The organism is Alkalicoccus chagannorensis DSM 18086, assembly GCF_000429725.1.
Classification (GTDB): Bacteria; Bacillota; Bacilli; order Bacillales; family Salisediminibacteriaceae; genus Alkalicoccus; species Alkalicoccus chagannorensis.
Genome location: NZ_AUCK01000013.1, coordinates 32267 through 46107, shown reverse-complemented (window position 1 = coordinate 46107; position 13841 = coordinate 32267). Strand labels below are relative to the sequence as shown.

The following is a 13841-nucleotide window of genomic DNA, read 5'->3' as shown; positions in this document are numbered from 1 at the left end:
GAGCTGATTTATCTTAGCTGCAGCTCCGCGGCCTGGCGCTTCTGAAAATAGGCAGTGATTCGACGGGCGGCACGCTGAGCGCCTGCAATGTTTCTGGCGGACGGACCGATTTCGAGCTCCGCCAGGGCTCCAGAGGCGAAAAGACCTTCCTGCCACATGAGTGAAGCAGAAAGGACCGGCCAGCCGCATGCCGCGCAGGGGAGGCTGTATGTTTCGATGAGCGGCTGCAGCAGTCCCGACGCGGGAAGGCGCTGCTGAAAACCTGTGCAGGCAATGACGCTATGAAATTGGCCGAGGTGCGTCCCTTTCGATCCGATAAGCGTGGTGGAGCTTCCATGGGGCACCGCTTCGACGGGCTCCTCCACCCGGCGGTGCAGGAGGCCTTTTCGTTCCGCCTGCAGAAGACGAAAGTACAGTTCTCTTGTCATCGTACCGGTGTGTCGGGCTTCGTGAATGCAGCGGCGTCTGTTCTCGTAATCATACTCCATGAAGCGGTGCATCTTTTTAGGGCCGAGCCATCCCGGATCCGCATCGAAGGCGCGGACCCGCAGCGGGTTTCTGGACACGAGCGTCACCAGTCCCGGCATGTGTCCGGCCAGGTGGAGGGCCGTGTGGGCTGCCGTGATGCCGCCGCCGATGACAGCAGCAGGAGGAGCAGCCTGCTCGAGCGGGCTGGTTTCGGCAAAAACATGGGATGCATGCCCTTGAAGTGCCGGTGGTACATACGGCGTTTCATTTGCACCGACTGCCGCCAGGACGTACCGGCTCTGCAGCGCGCGCCCGTCTTCCAAATGCACGGTCCATCCTTCCTCCTGCTTTTCCAATGAGGCAGCACGTCCCTGCACCCAGTTTTCGGTGCAGCCCAGCGCTTCTAAGGTGCGGCGGGAGAAACGATTGAACAGCGAGAGGGAAGGCCGCTGGTAACGGCCGTAAAAGTCCTCCCTGGATGAAGCGGACTTTTCCAGAGCAAAAGGGTCGGAGGAAAGATGGTGCACGAACGAAGAGCGGAGGTACGGCATGTGGATGCGCCCTGTCCGTTCGGACCACACGTTCATCGGCTCTTCATGTGGATCGATGACGGCCAGCTCCTCCGGCCGGCAGAGCTTCTGTTCGATAAAATGAACGGCTGCGGTCATCCCCTGGATACCGCCCCCGATAATAATCCATGTATACACAGCATTACTCCTCTGCAAAAATAGTTAAAACGAAATCGTTACGATTTGAGTATATCACATGCTTCCACGAAAACGAAAGAAGATCTCTGCTGACCCCCCTATGGCTGCGGGAATTCTCCTTTGAGCCCGGAGGAAAAGCCTTGAGTTTTCCACCCCAACGAGAGAAAATGAACATGTATAAGAAAAAACAATCGCCGAGGAGGACTTCAGGATGAGTGTCACGTTTTATGAGTACCCGAAATGTTCGACGTGCAGAAACGCAAAAAAATGGATGGAAGAGCACGGCGTTTCCTATGAGGCTGTATCGATCGTGGATCACACGCCGACAGCAGAGGAAATCAAGCAGTTGCAGGAAACAGCGGGTCTTCCCCTGAAACGATTTTTTAATACGAGCGGACAGCAGTACCGTCAGCTCGGCCTGAAAGACCGGCTGCCGGATATGAGCGAAGAGGAGCAGCGGGAGCTTCTTGCTTCGGACGGCATGCTGATAAAACGGCCGATTGCCTCCGACGGAAAAATCGTCACCCTCGGCTTTAAACCGGAGCAGTACGAGGAAGCCTGGACGTAACCGCTTTCTTTGTCGGCATGAAAAGGAGAAACAATGCCGGCGTCAGTTGCGGGTGGATGGAACAATGTATTATAGTGGAAGAGACAGCTTAGGCTGGCCCGCACAACATATACTTAAGATGGAGGGATCGTACATGAGCCTGCCGCAAGACTACAAGTATTCAGAAGAGCACGAATGGGTCAAAGAGGAAGGGGAAACGCTCCGCATCGGCATCACCGACTTTGCCCAGTCCGAACTGGGAGATATCGTCTTCGTAGAACTTCCCGAAGAAGGAGATGAAATCAAAGCAGATGAACCATTTGGCAGTGTAGAATCCGTCAAAACGGTTTCTGAACTGTACGCCCCGGTCAGCGGAAAGGTGACTGCAGTGAACAGCGAACTGGAAGATGCACCAGAGCTCGTGAACGAATCTCCATATGAAAAAGCGTGGATGATTACCGTGGAGCCATCCAGTAAAGGGGATCTGGAAAAGCTGATGTCGGCAGAAGCCTACCAGGAAATGATCAATCAGGACTAATCATCCGCATGGAAACAAAGGAAGGGGTGCCCCGCAGCAAGCCGGGCACCCCTTCTGCTGTCCGCATGCAGGGACAGGACCTGTTCCTGTACAGATTCTTGGACGCTCAGAAAGAGAGCAGAGCATGAAACAGCACGATTTTATTGACAGGGACAGATGAGGGTGATATTATCCATCTTAGACTTCAACAACATACTTCTTATCAAGAGAGGTGGAGGGAATGGCCCGATGAAACCCGGCAACCGACAGCATGCAGCTGCCAGGTGCCAATTCCACGGTATGACCGGAAGATGAGGAGACAGATGACTTCACAGGCCCTTCTGTCCCAATCCGGGATGAAGGGTCTTTCATTTTAACAACTTTGCATGACAGTACGTTGAAGCACAGCATGAGTGCTTTCCGCTGCGCGGAAAAGCGAGCGCATGTGCCTTCTCTAAGACCGGCAGCAGTGCACGCACCCCCGGCCAGGGAGAGGATGCGTCTCTGCACGTTTGTGCGTTAAACAGACAAAACAGGGTAGTTTAATCTCTTTTAGAGAGAAGAAAGGAGTTCCACGGTGATTACGCTCTCCAAACTCGCGAAGACATTTCAAACCAAAGACGGCAGCGTGACCGCTGTCGATCATATTGATCTTTCGATCGATCAAGGCGAAATCTTTGGCGTGATCGGCTACAGCGGCGCTGGCAAGTCCACGTTGATCCGCATGCTTAATATGCTCGAAGCTCCGTCATCCGGGGAAGTAGAAGTTGCCGGACGAAGCATGAACACGCTCGGAAAAAGAGCGCTGCGCGAAGCACGGCAGGAAATCGGAATGATTTTCCAGCATTTCAACCTCCTCTGGTCCCGGACCGTAGCGGACAACATCGCCTTCCCGCTGGAAATCAAAGGCGTTCCCAAAGCTGAACAGAAACAGCGTGTGAATGAATTGATTGAGCTGGTTGGTCTGGAAGGCCGGGGCGGCTCCTATCCCGCTCAGCTCAGCGGCGGGCAGAAACAGCGTGTCGGCATAGCAAGAGCGCTTGCGAACAATCCGAAGGTACTCCTCTGTGACGAAGCGACCTCGGCACTGGATCCGAAAACGACGGATTCTATTCTCGACCTGCTCGTCGATATCAATAAAAAGCTTGGATTGACGATCGTGCTCATCACACATGAAATGCATGTCATCCGCAAAATCTGCCACCGCGTGGCTGTGATGGAGAACGGATCGGTCGTAGAGCAGGGCGATGTGCTCGAAGTTTTCCGCCGTCCCCAGCAGGACATGACCAAGGAGTTTGTCCGGCAGGTGACCGAACCGGAAGAAACCGAGGAGGCACTGCGTCATTTGTTTGAAGATGACAGCATCGGCCATGTGCTGCAGCTGACGTTTGTAGGCAGCGAAGCGCAGCGTCCACTGATCAACGATGTCGTGCGTGCCTACGATGTCGAAGTCAGTATTCTGCAGGGGAAGATCTCCCAGACGCAGCACGGATCCTATGGTTCGCTGTTCATCAGCATCACCGGTGCTCAGGCAGAAGACGCCATCGCTTTCATCAAAGAACAGCAGGTGGAAGTGGAGGTGATCCGTCATGCCTGAATTCATCATGGGCAGCGCTTTGATGCTGGAAAACATCAACTGGGAGAACATGTGGGATGCGACGCTGGAAACCATCTACATGTCCGTCATCGCCCTGTTTTTCACCTTTGTATTCGGTATTATTTTCGGGCTGCTGCTGTTTCTCACGGACAGAGGGCAGTTATGGGAGAACAAAGCCGCTCATTTCGTCATCGGCGCATACGTGAATATCTTCCGGTCGATTCCGTTTATCATCTTGATTGTGCTTTTGATTCCGTTCACTCGGATGATTGTAGGAACCATGCTCGGGCCGTCGGCGGCGCTGCCGGCACTGATCATCGGCGCTGCCCCTTTCTATGCAAGAATGGTGGAAATCGCCCTGCGGGAAATCGATAAAGGGGTCATTGAAGCTTCTAAGGCCATGGGCGCAACGAACGGGCAGATCATTCAGAAAGTACTGCTTCCAGAATCGATGCCGGCACTGGTGTCGGGCATTACGGTGACTGCCATTGCACTCGTCAGCTACACGGCGATGGCCGGCGTCATCGGAGCAGGAGGACTCGGGGATCTCGCCTTCCGGGACGGCTTCCAGCGTAATCAGCCGGATATAACCTTCACGGCTACGATTATTGTATTACTGCTTGTGTTTATCCTTCAGTTCATTGGCGACACCGTCACCAAAGTTCTGGATAAAAGATAAAGAAATACTAACTTGATGGAGGAATGAACAAAATGAAAAAGACATGTCAACTAGCTGGGTTTACTCTCGCTTCCGTGGCACTGCTTGCTGCATGCGGAGAGGATAACAACACGACGACCGAAATTGATAACAATGCCGGTGGCAATAACGTCGAGAACAACGTCAACGATAACAATTCCGATGAGGACAACGAGAATGTGAACAACGATGATAACGAAGAAAACAACATGGATGACAACAACGAAAACAATAACGAGAACAATAATGAAAACAACGAAGCAGCCGGAGACATGGAACCGCTCAACGTCGGCGCCACGAACGTGCCGCATGCGGAAGTGCTTGAATTTGCCCAGCCGCTTCTCGAAGACGAAGGAATCGACCTTGAAATCACAACCTTTAACGATTACATCCTGCCGAACCAGGCGCTGGATGAAGGAGAACTGGATGCAAACTACTTCCAGCACGTTCCGTATCTTGATTCCCAGATTGATGAATTTGACTACGATTTTGTCAATGCGGGTGAAATCCACGTCGAGCCGATTGGTATCTATTCCCAGGATTACGACAGCCTCAGCGATCTGCCCGAGGGCGCACTGATCCTCATGTCTGATTCCGTTGCAGATCAGGGACGTATCCTGAATGTGCTGGAGACAGAAGGATTGATTGAACTGGAAGAAGGAGCAGGCATCGAAGCGACGATTGAAGATATCGCAGAGAATCCGAATGACTTTGAATTCCAGGCAAACGTCGAAGCAGCACTGCTGCCGACGGCATATGAGAACAACGAAGCCGACGCGATTCAAATCAACTCCAACTATGCACTAGACGCCGGCCTGAATCCGTCTGAAGATCCAATCGCCAGCGAAGAAGTAGAAGACAACCCATACTTCAATGTGATCGCTGTCCGCAGTGAAGATGAAGGCGACGAGCGAATCGAAACACTGGTCGATGTGCTCCGTTCCGAGGATGTAAAAGACTTTATCGACGAAGAGTACGAAGGTTCCGTCGTTCACTATCTGGACCAGTAAACATGTCGAGTCGAAGAGGGCCGCTGCAGCGAACTGCAGCGGCCCTCAGTCTGTTTATCCAGTATGCGTATTCCGTTGGCTGCTTCCGCTTTTGAAGGTACGCCTTCTTGGCTATTTTCGCTGCCTGGAGGGCATGGCAGCGGCGGAAAGCGGGTCGTTTCACGGAAAAAAGGAGATGTCCATCTGCTTGAAGCAGGCGGGACGCCCTGAAGAAACAAGGAGCCACCGGCTTGATATTGGGCCATTGAACGCCGGGAACACGCCGCCCTGCGTCCGTATGGATTCTTGGACGCTTCCGACGGGGCATCTTATTTCTATGCTGCTGAAAAGCTTAGGGAAAAGCCGCTCTTTTTGGCGCAGCAGACGGTGCTTGTATTTTCTTTTTCGACAATCCGAGAGCAACCGCCGCGGTATCCGGCTGGTGCTGCTGCCAAACGCTCCATCATATTCATTGTGAGGTTTTCTTCCGTCGAGGTCGAGCAATCCAGAGCATTTGGGAGAAAATCGAACAAATCATTGCTTTGGAAGATGTGAGGTTTTCATTGGGGTGCAAAGAAAGAATTGTCAGAAAATATACCAATGAATGCGCATTGGTTCACAAGAAGCGCCGTGGTAAGATTATCATCAGTTCGGTTCACACCGGCAAAACTCTTTGGAAGGAATGTGATTCATTATCCACCAGATCGACAACAAACAGACAACAGAAATGGAAAAAGCGATGCACAGCTCACACGGCATGGGGTACGCTGAGTACAATAGTAAACTGGAGAATCGTCTGGAAGTGGAAAAGACACGCGAGAAAGAATACCTGGAGAGTCAACAGCTGGTGAGCACACTGAACAGCCTATAAGCACGAATCATCCATCGATCATCTGGTCGATGGTTTTTTCATAGGGTGATAAGAATGTCTTTGCTTTCAGGTTCTCATTCACATAGTGGTGTGAATAGGCTCAGAATGCTCAGAGGCTTTTCAATTGGCATCGATGTTTCTCTTTGAAAAGAAAAAAACGAACTCTTTTTATGAGTGAAGGGCGGCGACGCCAGAGGGTGGAGCGCAGTCCGAACATTCTCCCCGCAGCGCGAGTGGCGTTGGGGACAGTGTCCTTTGGCAGGCGTCCGTCTGAAACGGAAGAAAAGATGCCACGGACATGTACGCCTGCCCCAACATGAATTATAGAACCTGTTTTCATCGAGGGAGGCGAGGGGGCATCTGTATGGAAAAAGCGGCGGCTTTGTCCGCTGTCCGTGCTCGTTGGACGAAATAGCGCTGCCCGAGCTGTGGAAGGGGAGGAAGGGATCGTGGAATAGAATGAACATCGTTCTCAATTAGAAACGAAAAAAAGAGCTCCATTGAGAATGGAACACACCTGTCATGAGCTTCAACAATCAGGCACATACATAAAGAAAGCCGCCGCTGCGCGAAAAAAAGATTACGCTCTTTTCCTTGAACTCAATTTATATTTACGATAAGATTAGAACAAGAATAATTAGTAATCCCTGTGTGATTCATTATTATGAAGAGACACAATGTCTATCATAACACGGGAATAAAACAATTTTCAAAATTAATGGAGGTATTTGTCATGACGAAACCTAGCCTGAACGTAAAAGATCTTCACGTTTCTATTGAAGATAAAGAGATTCTGAAAGGATTCGGTATCGATGTGAAAGGTGGAGAAATCCACGCGATCATGGGACCGAACGGAACAGGTAAATCCACCCTCGCTTCCGCCCTCATGGGTCACCCGAACTACGAGGTAACAAGCGGAGAAGCAACATTTAACGGCGATGATCTGTTTGAGATGGAAGTAGACGAGCGCGCCCGTGCCGGCTTGTTCCTCGCGATGCAGTATCCTAGTGAAGTGTCCGGTGTGACAAACGCGGACTTCATCCGTTCTGCTATGAACGCGGATCGTGAAGAAGGCGATCAGGTTTCTCTGATGCAGTTCATCCGTAAAATCGACGAAAAGATGGGCACTCTGGAAATCGACCAGTCCTTCCAGCACCGGTACCTGAACGAAGGTTTTTCCGGTGGCGAGAAGAAGCGGAACGAAATCCTTCAGCTGCTGATGCTGGAACCGAAAATGGCCATCCTCGATGAGATCGACTCCGGTCTTGACATCGACGCACTAAAAGTCGTAGCGAAAGGCATCAATCAGCTCCGCACCGACGACTTCGGCTGCATGATTATCACGCACTACCAGCGTCTTCTGAACTACATTGAGCCGGACTACGTGCACGTGATGATGCAGGGACGCATCGTAAAATCAGGCGGACCAGAACTCGCTCAGAAGCTGGAAGAGCAAGGGTACGACTGGATCAAAGAAGAACTTGGCATCGAAGACGAAACCGTCGGCCAGGAATAAGCAGCAGAGGAGGATGCAGATATGACAACGGAAGTTACTTTTCCCGTACAGCAGCAGGAGCTGCAGAGCTTTTCCAAGGACCGTCGTGAACCACAGTGGTTTACAGACCAGCGCCTGAAAGCTCTTGATCAGGCAGAGCACCTGGAGCTGCCGAACCCGGACAAAACGAAAATCACTAAATGGAATTTCACCAGCTTCACCTTCGATCCGGAAACGGAAGCAACAGCTTCCTATAATGAACTTTCCGACGCCGTGCGTACACTCGTAGGCGAAGAGAATAAAGTAGAGAACCTGATCACCCAGAAAAACGGCATCACGACGTATGCTGCAGCGAAAGCGGAACTAAAGGATAAAGGCGTTATTTTCACCGATATCCAGACCGCACTGGAAGAGCACAGCGATCTGATGGAAAAATACTTCATGCAGGCGGTAACCGCTGATGAAAACAAGCTGACTGCTGCGCATGCGGCGATGGTAAACGGCGGTGTGTTCATTTATGTACCTGCCGGTGTGAAAGTAGAAGCACCGCTGCAGGCAGTCTATGCTCACGAAGGAAACTTCGGTCTCTTCAACCATGTCCTCATGATTGTAGAAGATCAGGCAGAAGCAACGTATATCGAGAATTACCTCAGTGAAGGTTCCGGCGACCAGGCTACGGTGAATATCGTAGCGGAAGTTGTTCTCGGCCGGGAAGCGAAAGTGAACTTCGGTTCGGTCGACAACTTTGCTGACTCCGTTACTACCTACGTCAACCGACGAGGCCAGGTGAACGGGGAAGATGCAGAGCTCTACTGGTCCCTCGGAATGATGAATGACGGAAATACGGTATCAGACAATACGACGTACCTGCACGGACAGGGATCTCATGCAGATACAAAGTCCGTCTCCATCGGACGGGGCAGCCAGGTTCAGAACTTCACGACGAACGTGATCCACTTCGGTAAGGACACGGACGGACAAATTCTGAAGCACGGCGTTATGCGCGACCGGGCAACGTCGATTTTCAACGGCATTTCCAAAATCGAAAAGGGAGCAACGAAAGCAAACGGTGAGCAGACCGAGCGCGTGCTCATGCTGAGTGAACGTGCCCGCGGCGATGCGAACCCGATCCTGCTTATCGATGAAGATGATGTCACTGCAGGACACGCTGCGTCAGTTGGCCGTATTGACCCGCTGCAGATGTTCTACCTGATGAGCCGGGGTCTTTCCCGTCTTGAATCAGAACGACTGATCATCCACGGTTTCCTTGAGCCGGTCGTTGGTGCTCTGGCAATCGATTCTGTTAAAGAGCAGCTGTATGATCTGATTGAAAGGAAAGTGTACTAATGCTCACAGCAGCAGAAATCCGCCGCGAATTTCCAATTCTTGATCAGGAAGTCAATGGGCATCCACTCGTCTATCTGGACAGCGCGGCAACTTCTCAAAAACCGGCACAGGTAATTGAAGCGGTGAACGACTATTACCGCCGCTACAATTCCAATGTACACCGTGGTGTGCATACGCTCGGTTCTCTTGCTACCGACGGGTATGAAGGAGCGCGCGAGAAAGTACGCCGCTTCATTCATGCCTCCAGCATGGAGGAGATTGTCTTCCTCCGCGGGACGACAACGGCCATCAACCTCGTTGCTTCCAGCTACGGCCGGGACAACGTGGGAGAAGGCGATGAAATTGTCATCACGCCGATGGAGCATCACAGCAACATCATTCCGTGGCAGCAGCTCGCGAAAGCGAAAGGTGCGGTACTGAAGTACATTCCTCTGCAGGAGGATGGTTCCATCTCGATGGAAGATGTCCGCAGCACGATTACCAATAAAACGAAAATCGTCGCCGTCATGCACGTCTCCAACGTTCTTGGAACGGTCAATCCGGTAAAAGAAATCACAGAAACCGCGCACGCCCACGGAGCTGCGATGCTCGTGGACGGAGCCCAGTCGGTTCCTCACATGAAAGTGGATGTGCAGGATATCGGTGCGGATTTCTATGCCTTTTCCGGACACAAAATGTGCGGTCCTACCGGTATCGGAGTACTTTACGGAAAGAAAAAGCTTTTGAAAAACATGGAGCCGGTCGAATTCGGCGGCGAAATGATTGACTTTGTCGACTGGTATGACGCAACGTGGAAAGAACTCCCTTGGAAATTTGAAGGGGGAACTCCTGTCATCGCCGGCGCGATTGGTCTCGGGGCAGCGATTGATTTTCTGGAAGGAATCGGTCTGGACGCGATCGAAGCCCATGAGGAAAAGCTTGCTGCCTATGCTTTGGACCAGATGAGGCAGATGGACGGGGTGACTGTGTACGGGCCGGAAAAACGGGCCGGTATCGTTACCTTTAATGCAGACGATGTCCACCCGCACGATCTGGCAACCGTGCTGGATGCTGAAGGCGTCGCGGTCCGTGCAGGCCACCACTGTGCGCAGCCGCTGATGAAGTGGCTCGATGTCACGGCCACCGCCCGAGCCAGCTTTTATTTATACAACACGGAAGAAGATGTAGACACGTTTGTCTCCTCTCTCCGTACAGCAAAGGAGTATTTCGGCGATGTCTTTGGGTAATCTCGATACACTCTACCGTCAGGTGATCATGGATCACTACAAAAATCCACGAAACCGCGGCGAGCTTGAAGGAGATATTCTCAAGGTGGATATGAACAATCCCACCTGCGGAGACCGGATTCAGCTCCAGATGCGTGTGGAAGATGATCAAATAGCAGAAGCGAAATTCAATGGAGAAGGCTGTTCCATCAGCCTTTCCTCCGCGTCCATGATGACGCAGACTGTCAAAGGTATGAAGACAGAAGATGCGCTGCGGATGTCGAGTCTCTTCTCCGATATGATGCTCGGAAAAGAAATCGATGCGGCAGGCATGGATCTCGGAGATATTGAAGCACTGCAGGGAGTAGCAAAATTCCCTGCACGAATCAAGTGCGCAACGCTGGCATGGAAGGCGATGGAACAAGGGCTGGCAGAAGAAGAAGAAGCCTGATTTGGCTCTAAGCCATTTTTCGTGTAAAATGGAGATGAACCCGCAGTGTCTGTGTTGCACGATAGATTTTTAAGGAGGGTTTTACATGGCAAAAGAAATGCCGGAAATCGGGGAATACCAATATGGTTTTCACGATAAAGACGTATCAATCTTCCGCTCTGGTAAAGGGCTGACAGAAGAAATCGTCCGTGAAATTTCCCGTATTAAAGATGAACCAGAGTGGATGCTCGACTTCAGACTGAAGTCATTGGAGCAGTTTTATAAAATGCCAATGCCCCAGTGGGGCGGCGACCTCTCCGAACTCGACTTTGACGAAATCACGTATTACGTGAAGCCGTCGGAAAAGTCCGAACGTTCCTGGGACGAGGTTCCGGAAGAAATCAAGAATACGTTCGACAAGCTCGGTATTCCGGAAGCGGAGCAGAAGTACCTCGCCGGGGTCTCTGCACAGTACGAGTCCGAAGTTGTGTACCACAACATGCAGGAAGACCTGGAAGAGCAGGGAATTATCTTCAAGGATACGGACACAGCAATGAAGGAAGATGAAGAAATTTTCCGCGAGCACTTCGGAAAAGTCATCCCTCCAGCTGACAACAAGTTCGCAGCACTGAACTCTGCAGTATGGTCCGGCGGTTCCTTCATTTATGTACCGAAGGGCGTCAAAACCGATACGCCACTGCAGGCGTACTTCCGAATCAACTCGGAGAACATGGGTCAGTTTGAGCGTACGCTGATCATTGCTGACGAAGACAGCTCCGTGCATTACGTGGAAGGCTGTACAGCACCAGTGTATACCACGAACTCCCTGCACAGTGCGGTCGTAGAAATCATCGTGAAAAAGGATGCTTACTGCCGTTATACAACGATCCAGAACTGGGCACCGAACGTATTCAACCTTGTTACGAAGCGTGCCGTGGCAGAAGAGAACGCAACGATGGAATGGGTTGACGGCAACATCGGTTCCAAAGTAACGATGAAGTATCCGGCTGTTGTGATGAAGGGACGCGGTGCCCGCGGGAACGTGCTCTCGATCGCTATCGCAGGTAAAGGCCAGCACCAGGACGCAGGTGCGAAGATGACGCATCTCGCTCCGGACTGCTCGTCTACCATCGTGTCGAAGTCGATTTCCAAGCACGGCGGGAAAGTTTCCTACCGCGGAATCGTTCACTTCGGACGTAAAGCGGAGCGATCCAAGTCCAACATTGAGTGCGACACGCTCATCATGGACAATGAGTCGACTTCCGATACGATTCCTTACAACGAAATTCTGAATAACAACATTTCTCTGGAACACGAGGCGACCGTTTCCAAGGTTTCCGAAGAGCAGCTCTTCTACTTGATGAGCCGCGGTGTTTCCGAGCAGGAAGCAACAGAAATGATCGTGATGGGCTTTATCGAGCCGTTCACGAAAGAACTCCCAATGGAGTACGCTGTAGAAATGAACCGCCTGATCAAATTCGAAATGGAAGGTTCTATCGGTTAATCCATGAAGGTTCAGCTCCGCACCTCCCCGCGAGGCTGCGGAGCTTTCTTTATTGGTTCTAAAATATATGTTGGGGTGTTGAAACAACGTCTACGCCGATTTCCTTCGTTTTCGGCGGACGCTTGCCAAGGGGCTTGTCCTCAACTATCATTCGCGGAGCGAATGAGGATTTTCGGACTGTGCTCCTGCGGTTACTCGTCGCAAGAAAACACTCGCTGATCCCTCTGGCGTCGCCGCCTGTCACTTTCGGAAACGCTCGTATTTGTGTTTGTTTATAGTTTTTTTAACATACCCTATTTGAGGGAGTATCTTTAGATACCAGGGTGGTTACCCCAACAATTGACGTAGAACCTCTTTATTTTGTAGGAACGCATAAGATGTCCCAGCTGGATGAAGGAAGCCTCGCGCACTGCAAGGGAAGAACGAAGAATCTCGAACACCTGCAGTATGCGCTGAAACAAAAGGACTCCGCGCTTTTGTTTCAGCGCATACCTACATATTTCTTCGAAGAACGCAGAGGAACTGGATCAACATCATAGACGACGTTCATTTTTGACGAATTCTCGACCGGGGAGGAGGGAGAGCATGGTACAACCGCAGATTGGACTCACAGGGTGGGGAGATCATACTACACTGCATGAGCGTGGCGTGTCCCGCCTGTCCGCCTATGCTTCGCATTTTCCTGTTGTGGAACTGGACGCTTCTTTTTACGCTGTTCCTGCTGCAGATACGGTGCAGAAATGGATCAGAGAGACACCGGATTCTTTTCAGTTCATCGTGAAGGCCTACCAGGGAATGACCGGCCACCAGCGGGGAGAAAACCCCTTTTCCAGTGCAGAGGAGATGCTGGCGGCATTCCGCCGGGCTTTCCTGCCGATGCAGGAAGCGGGGAAGCTTGCCTACATTCTCTGTCAGTTCCCGCCCTGGTTTGACTGCAGCAAAAAGCACGTCGATTATTTGAAAAGGCTCCGAGAAGCGGTGCAGGTGTTTCCGGCGGCGCTCGAGTTCCGGCACCGTTCGTGGTACGAGCCTTTTCAGGAGCAGACGCTTGCGTACATGAAAGAAGACGACTGGATCCACACGGTATGCGATGAACCACAAATTGGTGAACGTTCCGTGCCGTTTGTTCCGGAAGCAGTCCACCGAAGCGATGCGCTCATTCGGCTTCACGGAAGAAACAAAGGGGCCTGGCAGAAACCTGCCTCCGGCGAGGACTGGAGAAAAGTCCGTTACTTATACGATTATCGAGAAAGCGAATTGAAAGAGCTGATCCCGGCAGTGGAGCGTCTGCAGCAGCAGTCGCGGCGAGTGAGCATCATTTTTAACAACAATTCCGGCGGTCACGCCGCAGGCAATGCATTCAAGCTGCAGCAGCTGATGAACATTACATACACAGGGCTGCACCCGAAGCAGCTTCCCCTTTTCGGGGAGGATGAGACGCTGTTTTAAACCGGCATGCCGGCAGCG

General features: G+C 51.7%; 13 protein-coding genes and 1 riboswitch. Of the genes, 12 read left to right on the top strand and 1 reads right to left on the bottom strand.

The features are described from left to right. Positions 1 to 8 precede the first annotated feature (8 nt). On the bottom strand, positions 9 to 1175 hold the full coding sequence (locus G477_RS19125; RefSeq protein ID WP_051287835.1) for an FAD/NAD(P)-binding protein: 1167 nt from the start codon (positions 1173 to 1175) through the stop codon (positions 9 to 11). Between the two features lie 211 nt (positions 1176 to 1386). Here G477_RS19125 and G477_RS0108655 point away from each other — a divergent pair, with 211 nt between their 5' ends. The 12 genes from G477_RS0108655 (at position 1387) to G477_RS0108590 (ending at position 13823) form a co-directional block, all read left to right on the top strand. Then, positions 1387 to 1743, top strand: coding sequence for an arsenate reductase family protein (locus G477_RS0108655; protein WP_026697621.1), 357 nt, complete (start codon positions 1387 to 1389; stop codon positions 1741 to 1743). A 133-nt stretch (positions 1744 to 1876) separates the two neighbouring features. Further along, the gene (gcvH, locus tag G477_RS0108650) at positions 1877 to 2260 is read left to right on the top strand and encodes a glycine cleavage system protein GcvH (protein ID WP_026697620.1); all 384 of its coding nucleotides are present in this window, start codon (positions 1877 to 1879) and stop codon (positions 2258 to 2260) included. 196 nt (positions 2261 to 2456) lie between these two features. Then, positions 2457 to 2557: riboswitch (SAM riboswitch) on the top strand. 259 nt (positions 2558 to 2816) lie between these two features. Continuing rightward, positions 2817 to 3836 (top strand): methionine ABC transporter ATP-binding protein, encoded by a 1020-nt coding sequence (locus tag G477_RS0108640; RefSeq protein ID WP_026697619.1) that lies wholly within the window; start codon positions 2817 to 2819, stop codon positions 3834 to 3836. Further along, positions 3829 to 4515 carry a methionine ABC transporter permease gene (locus G477_RS0108635; protein ID WP_415783279.1) on the top strand — a complete coding sequence of 229 codons (687 nt, stop codon included), beginning with the start codon at positions 3829 to 3831 and terminating at the stop codon, positions 4513 to 4515. Before G477_RS0108640 ends, G477_RS0108635 begins: the two co-directional genes overlap by 8 nt. 32 nt (positions 4516 to 4547) lie before the next feature. Further along, positions 4548 to 5543, top strand: coding sequence for a MetQ/NlpA family ABC transporter substrate-binding protein (locus G477_RS0108630; protein WP_026697617.1), 996 nt, complete (start codon positions 4548 to 4550; stop codon positions 5541 to 5543). A 706-nt stretch (positions 5544 to 6249) separates the two neighbouring features. After that, complete coding sequence (locus tag G477_RS21740; RefSeq protein WP_483756939.1) at positions 6250 to 6393, top strand: YuzK family famiily protein; 144 nt, start codon at positions 6250 to 6252, stop codon at positions 6391 to 6393. A gap of 733 nt (positions 6394 to 7126) precedes the next feature. Then, positions 7127 to 7909 (top strand): Fe-S cluster assembly ATPase SufC, encoded by a 783-nt coding sequence (gene sufC, locus G477_RS0108620; RefSeq protein WP_026697616.1) that lies wholly within the window; start codon positions 7127 to 7129, stop codon positions 7907 to 7909. 21 nt (positions 7910 to 7930) lie between these two features. Beyond that, positions 7931 to 9235 (top strand): Fe-S cluster assembly protein SufD, encoded by a 1305-nt coding sequence (gene sufD / locus G477_RS0108615; protein ID WP_026697615.1) that lies wholly within the window; start codon positions 7931 to 7933, stop codon positions 9233 to 9235. Continuing rightward, positions 9235 to 10461 (top strand): cysteine desulfurase, encoded by a 1227-nt coding sequence (locus tag G477_RS0108610; protein ID WP_026697614.1) that lies wholly within the window; start codon positions 9235 to 9237, stop codon positions 10459 to 10461. Before sufD ends, G477_RS0108610 begins: the two co-directional genes overlap by 1 nt. Further along, the gene (gene sufU, locus G477_RS0108605) at positions 10448 to 10891 is read left to right on the top strand and encodes a Fe-S cluster assembly sulfur transfer protein SufU (protein ID WP_026697613.1); all 444 of its coding nucleotides are present in this window, start codon (positions 10448 to 10450) and stop codon (positions 10889 to 10891) included. The genes G477_RS0108610 and sufU overlap by 14 nt, the downstream gene beginning before the upstream one ends. Positions 10892 to 10976: 85 nt before the next feature. Continuing rightward, the gene (gene sufB, locus G477_RS0108600) at positions 10977 to 12374 is read left to right on the top strand and encodes a Fe-S cluster assembly protein SufB (RefSeq protein WP_026697612.1); all 1398 of its coding nucleotides are present in this window, start codon (positions 10977 to 10979) and stop codon (positions 12372 to 12374) included. 585 nt (positions 12375 to 12959) lie between these two features. Continuing rightward, positions 12960 to 13823 carry a DUF72 domain-containing protein gene (locus G477_RS0108590; RefSeq protein WP_026697611.1) on the top strand — a complete coding sequence of 288 codons (864 nt, stop codon included), beginning with the start codon at positions 12960 to 12962 and terminating at the stop codon, positions 13821 to 13823. Positions 13824 to 13841: the final 18 nt, after the last annotated feature.